At 54.0% G+C, this 13,956-nt stretch carries 16 protein-coding genes; 2 read left to right on the top strand and 14 right to left on the bottom strand.

The window, feature by feature from the left end:
• Positions 1 to 172 precede the first annotated feature (172 nt).
• Together ACTH5D_RS14920 and xthA are read left to right on the top strand one after the other, a co-directional pair.
• Complete coding sequence (locus tag ACTH5D_RS14920; protein ID WP_096280520.1) at positions 173 to 418, top strand: hypothetical protein; 246 nt, start codon at positions 173 to 175, stop codon at positions 416 to 418.
• On the top strand, positions 418 to 1,245 hold the full coding sequence (xthA, locus tag ACTH5D_RS14915) for an exodeoxyribonuclease III (protein ID WP_441672604.1): 828 nt from the start codon (positions 418 to 420) through the stop codon (positions 1,243 to 1,245). The genes ACTH5D_RS14920 and xthA overlap by 1 nt, the downstream gene beginning before the upstream one ends.
• Here the strand turns inward: xthA and ACTH5D_RS14910 are convergent.
• The 14 genes from ACTH5D_RS14910 to ACTH5D_RS14845 all read right to left on the bottom strand — a co-directional run bounded on the left by ACTH5D_RS14910 (position 1,242) and on the right by ACTH5D_RS14845 (position 13,445).
• Positions 1,242 to 2,306 (bottom strand): tetratricopeptide repeat protein, encoded by a 1,065-nt coding sequence (locus ACTH5D_RS14910; protein ID WP_193062658.1) that lies wholly within the window; start codon positions 2,304 to 2,306, stop codon positions 1,242 to 1,244. The two genes, xthA and ACTH5D_RS14910, sit on opposite strands and share 4 nt — an antisense overlap.
• Positions 2,307 to 2,310: 4 nt before the next feature.
• Positions 2,311 to 3,072, bottom strand: coding sequence for a TonB family protein (locus ACTH5D_RS14905; protein WP_193062656.1), 762 nt, complete (start codon positions 3,070 to 3,072; stop codon positions 2,311 to 2,313).
• Positions 3,069 to 3,476 carry an ExbD/TolR family protein gene (locus tag ACTH5D_RS14900; protein WP_193062654.1) on the bottom strand — a complete coding sequence of 136 codons (408 nt, stop codon included), beginning with the start codon at positions 3,474 to 3,476 and terminating at the stop codon, positions 3,069 to 3,071. Before ACTH5D_RS14900 ends, ACTH5D_RS14905 begins: the two co-directional genes overlap by 4 nt.
• The gene (locus ACTH5D_RS14895; protein WP_441672601.1) at positions 3,469 to 4,011 is read right to left on the bottom strand and encodes a MotA/TolQ/ExbB proton channel family protein; all 543 of its coding nucleotides are present in this window, start codon (positions 4,009 to 4,011) and stop codon (positions 3,469 to 3,471) included. The genes ACTH5D_RS14900 and ACTH5D_RS14895 overlap by 8 nt, the downstream gene beginning before the upstream one ends.
• A 1-nt stretch (position 4,012) precedes the next feature.
• Positions 4,013 to 5,416 (bottom strand): MotA/TolQ/ExbB proton channel family protein, encoded by a 1,404-nt coding sequence (locus ACTH5D_RS14890; protein WP_441672599.1) that lies wholly within the window; start codon positions 5,414 to 5,416, stop codon positions 4,013 to 4,015.
• Positions 5,413 to 6,195, bottom strand: a complete 783-nt coding sequence (locus ACTH5D_RS14885) for a DUF3450 domain-containing protein (RefSeq protein WP_441672597.1) — start codon at positions 6,193 to 6,195, stop codon at positions 5,413 to 5,415. Before ACTH5D_RS14885 ends, ACTH5D_RS14890 begins: the two co-directional genes overlap by 4 nt.
• A gap of 208 nt (positions 6,196 to 6,403) precedes the next feature.
• The gene (locus tag ACTH5D_RS14880) at positions 6,404 to 6,808 is read right to left on the bottom strand and encodes an NUDIX hydrolase (RefSeq protein WP_441672595.1); all 405 of its coding nucleotides are present in this window, start codon (positions 6,806 to 6,808) and stop codon (positions 6,404 to 6,406) included.
• Positions 6,809 to 6,854: 46 nt separating this feature from the next.
• Complete coding sequence (nrdF, locus tag ACTH5D_RS14875) at positions 6,855 to 7,826, bottom strand: class 1b ribonucleoside-diphosphate reductase subunit beta (protein ID WP_441672593.1); 972 nt, start codon at positions 7,824 to 7,826, stop codon at positions 6,855 to 6,857.
• A gap of 74 nt (positions 7,827 to 7,900) precedes the next feature.
• Positions 7,901 to 10,096, bottom strand: coding sequence for a class 1b ribonucleoside-diphosphate reductase subunit alpha (gene nrdE, locus ACTH5D_RS14870; protein ID WP_441672591.1), 2,196 nt, complete (start codon positions 10,094 to 10,096; stop codon positions 7,901 to 7,903).
• Entirely contained in the window at positions 10,078 to 10,512 is a 435-nt protein-coding gene (nrdI, locus tag ACTH5D_RS14865) for a class Ib ribonucleoside-diphosphate reductase assembly flavoprotein NrdI (protein WP_441672589.1), read from the bottom strand. Before nrdI ends, nrdE begins: the two co-directional genes overlap by 19 nt.
• Positions 10,513 to 10,525: 13 nt before the next feature.
• Complete coding sequence (gene nrdH, locus ACTH5D_RS14860; RefSeq protein WP_096280553.1) at positions 10,526 to 10,747, bottom strand: glutaredoxin-like protein NrdH; 222 nt, start codon at positions 10,745 to 10,747, stop codon at positions 10,526 to 10,528.
• 250 nt (positions 10,748 to 10,997) lie between these two features.
• Positions 10,998 to 11,609, bottom strand: a complete 612-nt coding sequence (locus ACTH5D_RS14855) for a superoxide dismutase (protein ID WP_441672587.1) — start codon at positions 11,607 to 11,609, stop codon at positions 10,998 to 11,000.
• A gap of 105 nt (positions 11,610 to 11,714) precedes the next feature.
• Positions 11,715 to 12,641, bottom strand: a complete 927-nt coding sequence (locus ACTH5D_RS14850) for an electron transfer flavoprotein subunit alpha/FixB family protein (RefSeq protein ID WP_441672585.1) — start codon at positions 12,639 to 12,641, stop codon at positions 11,715 to 11,717.
• Positions 12,642 to 12,695: 54 nt separating this feature from the next.
• On the bottom strand, positions 12,696 to 13,445 hold the full coding sequence (locus ACTH5D_RS14845; protein WP_441672583.1) for an electron transfer flavoprotein subunit beta/FixA family protein: 750 nt from the start codon (positions 13,443 to 13,445) through the stop codon (positions 12,696 to 12,698).
• Between the last annotated feature and the right edge of the window lie 511 nt (positions 13,446 to 13,956).

Genomic DNA, 13,956 nt, shown 5'->3' with positions numbered 1-13,956 from the left:
TGCTGTGGTCTGTTCCGACTCGCTCATAGGCTGTCTATCTGTCCATTGCTGTGGAGGTTAGGCATCAAGAAGTGCGTATTGTACCAGGGCTTGGCGATAAGAGCGCGTCCTGCTGTCGAAGGAGGCCCAAGGCCTGTTAGAATAGCCCTCAAATCGACGTAAGGAGCGCGACATGACGCGTAAGAAAAAAACTCGCTCACTGGCCGACAAGGTCACTATACGTACCGGGCGGCGCAAAGATTACAAAAAATGGCGCCACGACAACCCTGATCAAGTGGTTTCCTCGGTGCGTTTTGTAGCCAAAAAGCAGCAGCAGCGCAAGCTTCAAGCGGTGAAAAAGCTCGCCCGCCAACAGAGCGGCCAAACCATTGCTATTCATCCTGACAAGCCTGACAGCCCTAAAGGAAGCGACTCGTAATGCGCTTGGTTTCGTTCAACATCAACGGTATTCGTGCACGTCTTCACCAGCTACAGGCACTGATCGATACCCAGCAGCCTGATGTGATTGGCCTGCAGGAAACCAAAGTACAAGACAGCGAATTCCCGCTCGCAGACGTAGAAGCGATGGGCTACCACGTTTTTTATCACGGCCAAAAGGGACATTATGGCGTTGCCCTAATGTGCCGCCAAGCGCCGCAAGACGTGTTGTACGGCTTTCCGGATGATGAAGAAGACGCACAGCGCCGCATGATTGGCGTACGCCTGCTAGCTGACGATGGTGAACCCGTAACGATCTGGAATGGCTACTTCCCTCAGGGTGAAAACGTTACGCACCCCACCAAGTTTCCGCACAAAGAACGCTTTTATGGCCAGCTCGCCAGATTGCTAAATGAACAGCATCGACCTGACGAGCGGCTAGCGGTGATGGGCGACTTCAACATTTCGCCCGAAGACCAGGATATCGGCATTGGTGAAGCTAATCGCAAGCGCTGGCTACGCGAAGGCAAAGCCAGCTTCCAACCGATTGAGCGTGAGTGGCTCGCTGGCATTAAAGCCTGGGGATTAATCGATAGCTATCGTCTTTGCTACCCCCATATCGACAATCGCTTTAGCTGGTTTGACTACCGCTCCAAAGCGTTTGACCAAGACCCCAAGCGCGGCCTGCGCATTGATTACATCCTGGTCACCAAGCCGCTGGCCGAATGCACCACTGAGTCAGGCATTGACTATGACCTGCGAGGCATTGAGCGCCCTTCTGATCATGCGCCGATTTGGAGCGATTTTAACCTAACGCTCAAAGCTTAGCTAAAACTGGCTAGCCACTGCTCTGCTTCATCGTCGCCCAACGCTGACGCTCGAGTGAACGCCTGCTTGGCCTGCTGATCGTCACCCCAGGCGTAAGCTAACTGGCCATAGGCACGCCAATCAGCGGCGGACTCGGTATGTAGCGCTAAGGCCTGCCAGGCATTCAGCGCATTTTCAACATGCTTTGCCTGCTGCCAAGCGCTGGCCAGCAGGCGCAACGTTGATTCCTCACGGACAATAGCGCCTTCACTCAGCGCTTGCTCAAGATACTCTGCCGCCCGGGCAGGCGTCCCTCCCGCAAGATGCAGCTGAATTAACAACCAGCGATCCTCAGGCTGCGTTAGCTTACCCAGCTGCCATGCCATGTCCCATAGGCCAGCGGCAACGTTCGCCTGCCCCGCCTGCTGAGCCAGCCCAGCCGCCTCTCGCCATTGAGCGGCTTCGCTTTGAGCATCCAAACCATCCAGCAAACGGCTCAACGCCTGCTCACCCCGCCCTGCGTTTCGATAAACGGCCAGCATTAAGGTGTGCTGAGCGTCACTAGGTTGTGATGTTTGTTCCAGCGCTGTCTCAAGCCAGCCAGCAGCTTCATCCCAGCGCTCTTGCTGGGCAAGCAATCGGGTTAGCTGCCAGCTAGCATCAGCATCTTGATGATTGGCCAACCACTCACTAAGCAGTTCAATTGCCTGGTCACGCTGACCGGCAGCGCGACGCAATGACGCTTCTTCTCGTAGCCACTGTGCCGCCTGCTCGCTATCAACGCCATTTAATCCGCGGGCAATGGCCAGCCTATCGGCCGCCTCACCTGGCTGGTCCTGGCGCATCAATGCACCGGCTGCAAGCTGCTGATAGAGCGCGCTAGCCCAGCGGTCTGACTGATTACCGCCGGCTAATCGCTCCGCCTGCGACGTCGCCCGCTCGACAACGTCACTTAAGAGACCTTGCTGCAACTGGCGCTGCAATCCAGTGAGATCAGCAATAACATCGCCCTTCAGCGCAGGGCTTGCAAGCGCTCCGGCAGACCAGACGCTGAGTAATACAATAGACATCAGACGTTTCATAGCGCTACCTCAACTCAAACTCGATCCGCTGGGTGGCATTGCGCAACTGATCGCTGGGTTCAAATTGCCACTGGGCAATAGCTTGCTGCGCAGCCTCTTCAAACACTCGGCGCGGCTGCGCGTTAGTGACGCGTATAGAAGAGGCGTCAACGCTGCCATCACGACGAATCATAAAGGCCACTTCTACAAAACCTTCCATGCCCCGACGCTGCGCACGCGATGGATAGCTGGGGTTAACCCGGCTAGTCGGCGTGGCCTGACCAACGCTCACGGGCTCATTAGAGGGCGCAGGCTCAGCCTGTGGCGCGGCTTCACGTTCGGCGGGCGCTGCTTCCGAGGCACTAGGTGCAGCTTCCCGCTGAGTAGGCGCGGGCTCCGCAGGTGCCGGCTCAGGCCGTGGCGTTGGCGCAGGCGTCGGCTCCGGCGTAACTTCGGTCAACTCAGGTAGTTCACTGTCCATCTCAACCGGCTCGACAGGCTCATCCGGCAGTTCAATTTCAGGCATGCTAATCGCGCTGTCTGATACTGGCGGTGGCTCGGGTGTAGGCATGGGAGGCGGCGCCTGCTGCGGTGCAGCCTCGGCGGGTTGCGGTGCCGGGGCTTCTTGCTCAGGCGCGACGTCAGGCATTTCCACCATATTCATGGCCATGCTCATGGTTATCTTTTCTGGCGTGCGCTCCGGCGGGGTCACTAATTGCGCCAGCAGCCAAAACAAGCCTACCGCCAATACCGCGCCACCTAATAACGACAGCCCTTGCCGCATCATGGCCTGCTCCGACTCGCTGCCACCGCCACCTGGTCGACTCCCGCCTCACGCAAACGGTCCATGACTTCAATCAATAGCCCGGTGGTGGACGCGCGGTCTGCCTGGATAACGACAGAGCCATCTTTACTCAACATACCGGCAACCTGCTGACCAATCCGGTGCACGTCGACAGGGCTACCGTCGACCCAGACCGCACCCTCAGGCGAAATAGCCACCAACACCTGAGCATCCGGGCGTGGGCTGGCAGCACTGGACTCAGGCCGCTCAATCTCGACACCGCTCTCTTTGACAAAGCTCGTGGTGACGATAAAGAAAATCAACATAATAAACACGACATCAAGCATCGGAGTGAGGTTAACCTCATTGCTCTCCGCATTGTTATCTATAGAACGGCGTCTACGCATCACTTTCCTCCAACGCCCGAGCCAAGCGATCATGCAGCCGCTGGTCTTCCCGACGAATAACGTGTTCTAAGCGGCTAATAAACAATAGACCCACCACCGCAATGGCCATACCGGTCAGCGTAGGCAACGTGGCTCGCGCCACGCCATCCGCCATAGCGCGAGCCTGATGGGTTTCACTTAGCGACAGGCTATCAAACACACTGATCATGCCTGTCACCGTACCCAGCAGACCTAACAAGGGGCATAGTGCCACCAGCAGCTTCAGCCATGGCAGCGGTTTGCGCAGTTTGGCCACCAATGCTTCGGCCCATACTTGGCGTAATGTTCGCGCGCTCCAACTGGTGTGATCACTGCGAGCAGCCCAGCGGTGCAGTAGCTCGCGCCTTGCCACGCGCCAAGTGATGCGGTAGTACCACCAGCGCTCCATGGCCATGGCGAAAACCAGTACGGCCACCACCGCCAGCACCACTAATACAACACCGCCAGCTTCCACCAAGCGCTCAACGGGTTCGAGCCATAGAGGAAGAGAGGACATGTTAAGTCACCGTATGAGCAGGCGCGTGAGTCTCAAGGTGGTCGGCCAATGTCGCACTCGCCTGCCCTTCGATCACATGCGTTAAATAGCGGCTACGACCAGCAAGCGCGGTCTGCACAAAGAGCAGTGGCACCGCTGTAATGAGGCCAAGCACGGTGGTAACTAGTGCTTGGCTAATCCCACCTGCCATTAGCTGGGGGTCACCGGTACCAAAGACGGTAATCGCCTGGAAGGTCACAATCATACCGGTCACGGTGCCCAGCAAACCGAGTAACGGCGCAATAGCCGCCAGCAGCTTAACCATGGGCTGGCTTCGCTCGAGCCTCGGCAGTTCAGCCAACACCGCTTCGTCTAAGCGCGCCTCCAATGCCTCGGAGGTTTGATGTTTATCCATACCCTCAAAGCGCAACAGTACACGCCCTAGCGGATTATTGGTTTGCAGCTGGCTTAGCGATTGGCGCTGACGCTGCACGCGCATGCTCACCAGCACCAGATACGCGTACTGCCCTAGGCCAACCACGAGGCCAATAATACCGAGCACCACAACGACATATCCCACATAGCCGCCCTGCTGAAAACGCTCCCATAAGCTGGGCTGCTGAGCGAGTGCTTGCAGCACGCTGCCCTGGGTTGGGTCAACGGCGAACACACGACTCTCGTCCTGAAAATAAGCAGGCAATAGCGCACCAATTTGCCGTGGAGTACGAGGCAACACCGCCAAACCGCCGTCTCCCTCGCTGCGCTGGAGCAATTCAGACGCGCTAAAAATAGCAAAATCGCCAAGCCGCACAACGGCTTGAGGCGCTATGTCGCCATTCGCGTCCGCCACCGCTAGCTCAAGGCGCTCCGCGCGCCCTGTGCTGGCGGTCAATGCGGCTAGCCGATCCACCACGTTTTCTAACTGGTGGCGCTCCAACACTTCCACATTATCCAAGCGCGGCGGCAGTGCGTCTTCACTTATTGCCAGAAGGCTGTCACCGCCTAGCTCATTGCGAATATCCGCACTGTGCTGAGCAAGACTCGCCAGCAAGCCGGACATTGCCTCACCCTGTTCAGACTGACGCTCAGTTAACTCACTGGCCTGCTGCGCCTGTTCTGCCTGCTGCGCCTGTAGCGTTTCATACTGCTGCTGAGCCTCTTCATTTTCGGTCCGCGCTTGCTCCAGCGCAGACTCCAATGCCTCCTGATCGTCTATAAAGCCCATTAGCCGCTGTTGATCACGCGTTTCGGCGGCCTCGCGGGCCTCGCGCAGCGAGGTAGTGCTATCAGTCTGCGCTATTGAAACGCCGCTGACCGCTACCAACCCCACTAGGGCACAAGCACAGCCAACTCGGCGAAGTGATAGTCGGCGAAGGGATAACCGATGCGTCGATAGGTAATCAGTAATTAAGCAAAAACGGCTCATGGATGCTCTCCCCGCGGTTCACTGGCACTGATCGAGAGCGGCAAGGTTAATAGGTCAGGGGCACGCTGGTCTTCCGCCATGCGCAGCCCGTTGCGCACTTCGCGCAGGTAGGCATCATCCAGGGCCTGCCATGCGGCGTCTTCTGCATTCCAAACGCCACCTTCACGCCCATCCGGTGTCAGGTAGTAAAAGCCGATACGTCCAATACGCAAGAAGTCCACTTCCCGCTCACGCCCATCTTGTTGCAAACGGCCGCGCCAGCTGTCGATTTCGCGCCCGTAATTAAGCTCAACGCGCCACGCTTCAAGCAGCCCGCCAATACGCTCAATGGTATCCGCGCCCTGCTCATCTTGTTGGCGTTCAACGCGCGCTAGGCGCTCATCGCGTAGAAATGGCAGATCACTTTCGATCCATTGGCTTAGCTGATCGGACATATTTTGTTCAATCACGGGAAGCGCTGCACGGGTTTCTTCAAGGGTATCTAACGCGGTAGCAAGGCGCTGCTGACGCTCGGCTTCTGAGGCTAAACGTCCGGCCAAGGAGACATTATCAGTCGTTAACTGCCGGCTTTCACGCTCTAAACGGCGCAACTCTTCTAACTGAGCGCGCGTCTGCTCATCAGCGGCATCTATCTGTTCCTGGAGAGCTGCCTGGGTTTGCTGGGCTTGTACACTTTGGGCCGCTTGAGCCACTGCTTGATCACTTGTCATTAGCGCACTACTGGCCAGCACTCCTGCTAGCCAACATCCACGCAAAGCAAAGAAAGGCCTGTTCAGCACGTCGACTCTCCGTCACTGAGTAGCGGGCAACTGCTGCCGCCCGACTAAAAACTAATTAGGTATTAGAACGATTTGCGTTCATCTTTTACGATGCATAGCCTACCATTAATAGAATTAATGACAATATTTATCATTAACAATTAGATGATTTTGCCCACCGAGCGCGCATAAAAAAAGACGCCTATTGGCGCCTTTCAGCAAAAAATCATTATGAGTGATCTGCAACGATATGCTCTCTTGTCAGCGGCGCTAACGTAAGCTGCCAAGCTTCTTCACGAGTTACCCATTTTGCTTCGGCAATTTCAGCAGCCGCTTCAACAGGTTCATCAATAACAAGACTAAACAGGTGCGCTTTTAGCATCATGCCCGGCTCATTGGCCGCGGGAGCAGTGTGTATACCTAATGGAGAGAGTTCCTCACTATTCACACTCAAGCCCAGTTCCTCTTTTAGCTCACGACACAGCGCTTCTAGCGCTGTTTCACCCGCATCGATCTTGCCACCAGGCTGCATAAAGAAGGGAGTGCTCTGCTTACGCACTAATAATAAACGCCCATCGAGATCGCTCACCACCGCAGCAGCAATTTTTAAAACGTTCGCTGAGTTGTTTGGCATGCCCCCTCCTTTATACCTGTCGCTGCATCTCTAGTACGTGGCTATATTAAAATGACCAGTCGTCGTCTTCAGTGGCGACGGCTTTACCAATCACATAAGAAGAGCCTGAGCCTGAGAAGAAGTCATGATTCTCATCGGCATTGGGTGACAGCGCGGCCATGATAGTAGGGTCAACATCAGTGACACTGCTGGGAAACAGTGGCTCAAACCCTAGATTCATCAGTGCTTTGTTGGCGTTGTAATGAAGGAATTTTTTAACATCTTCACTCAAGCCTACCTCGTCATACAGCGACTCTGTGTAGCGCACTTCGTTATCGTACAGTTCCAGCAATAGCTCATAAGCGTAATCTTTCACCTCTTGCTGTCGTGCCGGTGCCGCTTCAGCCAATGCCTGCTGGAACTTGTAGCCGATGTAGTATCCATGAACCGCTTCATCGCGAATGATCAAACGAATCAAGTCGGCGGTATTGGTCAGTTTGGCATGGCTTGACCAGTACATAGGCAGGTAAAAGCCGGAGTAGAACAAAAACGACTCAAGGAAAACGCTGGCCACTTTACGCATCAACGGATCATCAGAGCGGTAGCGCTCTAGGATCAGCTGAGATTTTGCCTGCAGTGTGGGGTTCTCTTCACTCCACCGGAACGCATCATCAACATCGCGCGTGGCGCAAAGCGTAGAGAAAATAGAGCTGTAGGAGCGCGCATGCACCGACTCCATAAAGGCGATGTTGGTATAAACCGCCTCTTCGTGAGGCGTACGCGCGTCTTCCATCAGCACCGGCGCACCAATGCTGCTTTGAATGGTATCCAGCAGCGTAAGGCCGGTAAATACTCGAATTGTCAGTTGCTTCTCTTGCTGAGTCAGTGTATTCCACGACTGGATATCGTTAGAAAGCGGCACCTTTTCGGGTAGCCAGAAATTGCTGGTTAAGCGGTTCCATACTTCCAGGTCTTTATCATCCTGAAGCCGATTCCAGTTAATCGCGTCAACCCGCGACAAACGTTGCATGGTGTTCATGGCAGTGCTCTCAAAGCTCGGTTAGCAAACCGTAGCGTTCAATAATAGACACGGGGCGCAAAGCGCTTTGCTGGTTACAGCGTGCACGAAACACAGCCTTCCACTTCGGTGCCTTCTAACGCGCTCTGACGCAGACGAATGTAGTAAAGCGTTTTGATGCCTTTACGCCAGGCGTAAATCTGCGCTTTATTGATATCACGCGTACTGGCAGTATCCGGGAAGAACAGCGTCAGTGATAGGCCCTGGTCAACGTGCTGCGAAGCTTCGGCGTAGGTATCAATGATTTTTTCCGGACCAATTTCATAGGCGTCCTGGAAATAGTCAAAATTAGCTTCATTCAGGAACGGCGCTGGATAATAAACACGGCCAAGCTTGCCCTCTTTACGAATCTCAATTCTCGCCGCCACCGGATGGATACTGGAGGTGGAATTGTTGATGTAAGAGATCGACCCAGTAGGCGGCACAGCCTGCAAGTTACGGTTATACAAACCGTGTGCCATGACCGATGTTTTCAGCTCCTGCCAATCCTGCTGATTCGGCAAGGTAATCCCGCTTTTCTCAAACAGCTCACGGACTTTATCAGTACGCGGTAGCCACGCTTGATCGGTATATTTATCGAAGAAGGTGCCCGAAGCGTAGGTAGAGTCTGCAAAGCCTGCAAAAGTGCCGCTGTGCTCAATGGCTAAGCGATTAGACGCGCGGATGGCATGGAAAGCCACGCAGTAGAAATACAGGTTGGTAAAATCCAAGCCTTCATCAGAGCCGTAATAAATATGCTCCCGCGCCAAATAGCCGTGCAGGTTCATTTGACCCAAGCCTATCGCCCGCGACTGCGCATTGCCTTCAGCAATAGAAGGCACGCTGCGTAGATTACTCATTTCCGACACGGCCGTGAGGCCACGGATAGCAATTTCTACGCTGGTACCGATATCGCCCGCGTCCATCACTTTGGCGATATTCATCGAGCCCAGGTTACACGAGATGTCTTGACCTACATGGCGATAGCCGAGGTCTTCGTCATATTCGGTGGGCGTATTAACCTGAAGAATCTCAGAGCAAAGGTTACTCATATTGATACGGCCAGCTATCGGGTTAGCCCGGTTGACCGTGTCTTCAAACATAATATACGGATAGCCCGACTCAAACTGCAGCTCAGCCAATACTTGGAAAAACGCTCGCGCATTAATTTTGTGCTTGCGAATACGCGCATCCGCCACCATTTCGTGATACTTCTCGGTAACACTAATATCACCAAACGGCACGCCATAAACACGCTCTACATCGTAGGGCGAGAACAGGTACATGTCGTCGTTGCGCTTAGCCAGTTCAAAGGTAATATCCGGAATCGTCACGCCCAGCGACAGCGTTTTGATGCGAATTTTCTCGTCGGCATTTTCTCGCTTGGTATCCAAGAAGCGCAGGATATCCGGGTGGTGGGCGTTAAGATACACTGCCCCCGCCCCCTGACGGGCACCTAGCTGATTAGCGTAGGAAAAGGCGTCTTCCAGCAACTTCATAATCGGAATGATGCCCGACGACTGGTTTTCTATACGCTTAATAGGCGCTCCAGACTCACGAATATTGGTGAGCAAAAAGGCCACACCACCGCCGCGTTTAGAGAGCTGCAGCGCGGAGTTAATCGCCCGACCAATTGACTCCATATTGTCTTCAATACGCAGCAAGAAGCACGACACTAGCTCGCCACGCTGCTGTTTACCGCAGTTCAAAAAGGTAGGCGTGGCGGGCTGAAAACGTCCGCTGATGATTTCATCCACTAGCGACTTGGCCAGCGCTTCTTCACCGCGTGCAAGCGTCAACGCCACCATGCAGACACGGTCTTCGTAGCGCTCTAAGTAGCGCTTGCCGTCAAACGTCTTCAGCGTATAGCTGGTGTAATACTTAAAAGCGCCCAAAAAGCTGGGAAAGCGAAATTTGTACGCATAGGCCTGTTCAAACAGCGCTTTTACAAAGGCAAAGCTGTACTGCGCAAGCATTTCGGCTTCGTAATACTGCTCTTCAACCAAGTAATCTAGCTTTTCTTCCAGCGAGTGGAAGAAAACCGTATTCTGATTGACGTGCTGTAAAAAATACTGCCTCGCCGCCTCGCGGTCTTTGCTCAACTGCAGTTCGCCATTGGCACCGTACAGGTTGAGCATGGCATTAAGCGCATGATAATCCAGAGTACGTGTCTCAGAAGCCGCCGCTGGCCGCTTTGCTTCTGCCCCGTTTTGTGTGACTGAGTTTTTTGTGGCTACGCTTGTCGTTTCCAAAACGCTACTACTCCTTTGCGGACATTGGCGACGTCATCGTCGGTGCCAAAAAGTTCGAACCGATACAGCAGAGGGACGCTACACTTTTTCGCAATAATACGGCCAGCTAGACCATACGCATCGCCAAAATTAGTATTTCCCGCTGCAATTACCCCCCGCAGGAAGTGACGGTTATGTGCATCATTGAGAAAATGAATGACTTGCTTTGGCACTGCGCCCTGCGCTCCGCCACCACCATAGGTAGGCGTAATTAAAATAAAGGGCTGGTCGATGCGTACAGCAGGCTCATCTCTATTCAGCGGTAGCCGCGTTGCGGCGAAACCAAGCTTTTCTACAAAGCGACGGGTATTGCCTGACTTGGTAGAGAAATAAACCAACGTGCCGGCTACCGATATTTCTGCACAATTTGCCAGCATGACAATGATCTATCTAGGCCAGTGCTTGAATACGATCAGGACGGAAACCCGACCAGTGATCTTCACCTACAACGACGACAGGAAGCTGGCGATAGCCAAGCGCTTCGACTTCTTCTTGTGCACCAGACTCCGCCGTAATATCGATAACCTTATACTCAAGGCCCTGCTTATCAAGCGCACGATAGGTAGCCGTACATTGCACACACGCAGGCTTGCTATAAATCTGAATTTCCATGGATATTCCCCTGTTCAAAGCGGCATTTTTAGGATAGAGCACATGTAGCGCCTCTCCCCTCTCAAAGGCACCATAGATACTATATATAGACTACTTAAAAATCAATTCAAGCACATGTGGTATTTTTCTTTTTAGTTGTATTGACAATTCAGCGCTAACTCTGCGCCCCATAACGAAAAAACCGCCCACTAAAAAGTGGACGGTTTTTCACAGCTTTACGAGCAAACGTTGCTAGTAAATCACTGCAGTATCAGCTAATCGCTGCTTGGTAGCGACGCTCAACGTCTTCCCAATTCACAACGTTAAAAAACGCGGCAATGTAGTCAGGACGCTTATTTTGGTATTTCAGATAGTAGGCGTGTTCCCAAACATCCAGAACGAGCAGCGGCGTATTGCCGTGCATCAGCGGGCTATCCTGGTTCAACGTGTTTTCCACTACCAGCTTCTTCTCGGGCGTCAGAGACAACCACGCCCAGCCGCTGGCAAAACGACCAACCGCCGCTTTCTTGAACTCTTCCTGGAAAGCTTCTAAGCCACCCAGTTCAGCGTCGATTGCTTTAGCAACATCGCCCTGCGGCTTACCACCAGCGTTAGTCGACAGCATCTGCCAAAACATAGAGTGGTTGGCATGGCCGCCGCCATTGTTGATAACCGCTTGGCGCTTGGCTTCTGGAACGCGATCCAGATTAGCAACCAGCTCTTCAACGGGAACATCTTCAAGACCTGTGCCTTCTAGCGCGGCATTCAGGTTAGTGATGTAGGTTTGATGGTGACGAGAGTGATGAATTTCCATCGTCATCGCATCGATGTTTGGTTCGAGAGCGTCATATGCGTACGGCAGTTCGGGTAATGTATGTGCCATATCATCATCTCCTTGAGTGGCTTTCGTTGCTTACACTACTGATATGCGGTCAGCCCGCAGATTTTCAACCACCGAAGTGGTTTTTCTTACTCTTTATCTTAGCACCTACAGCTTACTCTCAAGCTCAGGCAGGATCTCAAACAGATCACCGACCAGGCCGTAATCGGCCACTTGAAAGATCGGCGCTTCGTCATCTTTGTTGATCGCGACGATCACTTTAGAGTCTTTCATGCCCGCCAGGTGCTGAATCGCGCCAGAAATACCCACGGCAATGTACAAGTCCGGTGCGACGATCTTGCCCGTTTGCCCGACCTGCATGTCATTAGGCACAAAGCCTGCGTCAACCGCGGCGCGAGAGGCGCCAATGGCCGCGCCCAGCTTGTCAGCAATGCCGTCGAGCAGCTTGAAGTTCTCGCCATTGCCCATGCCGCGACCGCCGGAGATCACCACCTTGGCGCCGCCTAGCTCGGGCCGGTCTGACTGGGCCAGCGCTTCTTTGACAAAGCGGGACTGGCTGTTTTCAACCACCGTATCGACTGCTTCCACAGAGGCGTTGTTACCTTCGCCCACGGCATCAAAGCCGGTGGTGCGTACAGTGATGACTTTCAGCGCATCGTCACTTTTCACCGTGGCAATCGCATTGCCGGCATAAATCGGGCGCTTGAAGGTGTCAGCGCTTTCGACGACAATAATGTCAGAAAGCTGGCTAACGTCCTTCAATGCCGCTAAACGGGGCAGTACGTTTTTGCCGGTAGTGGAGGCGCTGGCGAGAACGTGGCTGTAATCATCGGCCAGCTCAACCAGCAGCGCGCCCATGGGCTCGGCTAGCTGATGGGCGTAGACCGCGTGGTCGGCCACGCGCACCTTGCTCACGCCATCCAGTTTAGCGGCAGCCTCAGCGGCGGCTTGAACGCCTTCACCGGCAACGAGAACCTCAATATCGCCGCCGATGGCTTTAGCGGCCGCTACCACGTGAGCGGTGGCCCCGGCCAACTGGCCTTCGTGAAGGTCGGCAAGTACCAAAATGCTCATAGAATCAGCTCCTTTCAAAGCGTTTATTTAAAGTACGGGGGTCAATAACCGACCTTAAAGAACTTTGGCTTCGTTTTTCAGTTTGTCGACCAGCTCGTCTACCGAGGCAACTTTGACACCGCCCTTACGCTCAGCGGGCGACTCTACTTTGAGCAGGCTGACCTTGGAGGCCACCTCAATGCCATAGTCGGCGGGGGCTTTAACACCCAGCGGCTTTTTCTTGGCCTTCATGATGTCGGGCAGCTTGGCGTAGCGGGGCTCGTTGAGACGCAGGTCGCTGGTGACGATGGCAGGTAGCGTCAGGGCGATGGTTTGCAGACCGCCGTCGACTTCACGGGTGACGCTAACGCTGTCGCCGTCGACCGCCACTTCAGAGGCAAACGTGCCTTGAGGCAAGCCAGTCAGCGCGGCGAGCATTTGGCCGGTTTGGTTATTGTCGGTATCAATCGCCTGCTTGCCGAGAATCACCAGGCCGGGTTGCTCTTCTTCGACCACCTTGGCCAGCAGTTTGGCGACCGCCAGCGATTCCGCACGCTCATTAGTTTCAATATGAATAGCGCGATCGGCGCCCAGCGCCAGCGCAGTACGCAGCTGCTCTTGGGCAGCTTTGGGACCAACGGAGACAGCGATCACTTCCGTGGCCACGCCCTTCTCTTTTAGACGCACCGCCTCTTCCACGGCAATTTCGCAGAAGGGGTTCATGGCCATTTTGACATTCGTCAGATCAACGTCCGAATGATCCGCTTTAACGCGAATTTTAACGTTATAGTCGATGACGCGTTTAACCGCGACGAGTACTTTCATAGATTCCTCGCTTGTCTTGTCATAAAAGCCGTTAATCAGAGACAGCACCCGCCAAGCAGGCACCTCCTATCAAATACTAACGTGCTATCTAATACCGCCTTGTTAGCAAATACCGCCTTGAAACACTTAACCTAGGCGCCGCTAGGCGCTAATAGCCGAGCCACGCCCTAAAATTCATGTGCGCGTTTGATTGTCACACCGTTGAAAAACGCTACCAATTTGCCACAGCCTAGCGGCTAGCAACAATAGCCGCTGGTTCAGACCTGGATATTAGGGCTGCAAAACAACGCGTCACAACGTTGAGAAAAGCTGCTTTAGCCATCGTAGGCGTGACGTGACACAGGTATTATGCCTATGATGAGCAACAACCAGAAGCAAACGACCGTTTTAAATTAAGGCCAGCCTTTTATGCACCAGCTCTCTTGTCAGCTAGTTTCAGTAATCGGCGGCACTTAACGAGAATAAGGAGAAACCGGGTGGAAACTGTTGAACGCGATGTAATGGACTTCGA

Source organism: Halomonas sp., from assembly GCF_052095695.1.
Taxonomy (GTDB): Bacteria; Pseudomonadota; Gammaproteobacteria; order Pseudomonadales; family Halomonadaceae; genus Vreelandella.
This window is presented reverse-complemented; position numbering and strand designations above follow the sequence as displayed.

What these genes read in the sequence shown, in the direction of transcription:
- ACTH5D_RS14845 (WP_441672583.1), bottom strand. Translation starts at nt 13,445, where the DNA reads ATGAAAGTACTCGTCGCGGTTAAACGCGTCATCGACTATAACGTTAAA.
- nrdF (WP_441672593.1), bottom strand. Translation starts at nt 7,826, where the DNA reads ATGAACACCATGCAACGTTTGTCGCGGGTTGACGCGATTAACTGGAAT.
- ACTH5D_RS14855 (WP_441672587.1), bottom strand. Translation starts at nt 11,609, where the DNA reads ATGGCACATACATTACCCGAACTGCCGTACGCATATGACGCTCTCGAA.
- ACTH5D_RS14895 (WP_441672601.1), bottom strand. Translation starts at nt 4,011, where the DNA reads ATGTCCTCTCTTCCTCTATGGCTCGAACCCGTTGAGCGCTTGGTGGAA.
- ACTH5D_RS14880 (WP_441672595.1), bottom strand. Translation starts at nt 6,808, where the DNA reads ATGCCAAACAACTCAGCGAACGTTTTAAAAATTGCTGCTGCGGTGGTG.
- nrdH (WP_096280553.1), bottom strand. Translation starts at nt 10,747, where the DNA reads ATGGAAATTCAGATTTATAGCAAGCCTGCGTGTGTGCAATGTACGGCT.
- ACTH5D_RS14905 (WP_193062656.1), bottom strand. Translation starts at nt 3,072, where the DNA reads ATGATGCGGCAAGGGCTGTCGTTATTAGGTGGCGCGGTATTGGCGGTA.
- xthA (WP_441672604.1), top strand. Translation starts at nt 418, where the DNA reads ATGCGCTTGGTTTCGTTCAACATCAACGGTATTCGTGCACGTCTTCAC.
- ACTH5D_RS14910 (WP_193062658.1), bottom strand. Translation starts at nt 2,306, where the DNA reads ATGAAACGTCTGATGTCTATTGTATTACTCAGCGTCTGGTCTGCCGGA.
- ACTH5D_RS14900 (WP_193062654.1), bottom strand. Translation starts at nt 3,476, where the DNA reads ATGCGTAGACGCCGTTCTATAGATAACAATGCGGAGAGCAATGAGGTT.
- ACTH5D_RS14850 (WP_441672585.1), bottom strand. Translation starts at nt 12,641, where the DNA reads ATGAGCATTTTGGTACTTGCCGACCTTCACGAAGGCCAGTTGGCCGGG.
- ACTH5D_RS14890 (WP_441672599.1), bottom strand. Translation starts at nt 5,416, where the DNA reads ATGAGCCGTTTTTGCTTAATTACTGATTACCTATCGACGCATCGGTTA.
- ACTH5D_RS14920 (WP_096280520.1), top strand. Translation starts at nt 173, where the DNA reads ATGACGCGTAAGAAAAAAACTCGCTCACTGGCCGACAAGGTCACTATA.
- nrdI (WP_441672589.1), bottom strand. Translation starts at nt 10,512, where the DNA reads ATGCTGGCAAATTGTGCAGAAATATCGGTAGCCGGCACGTTGGTTTAT.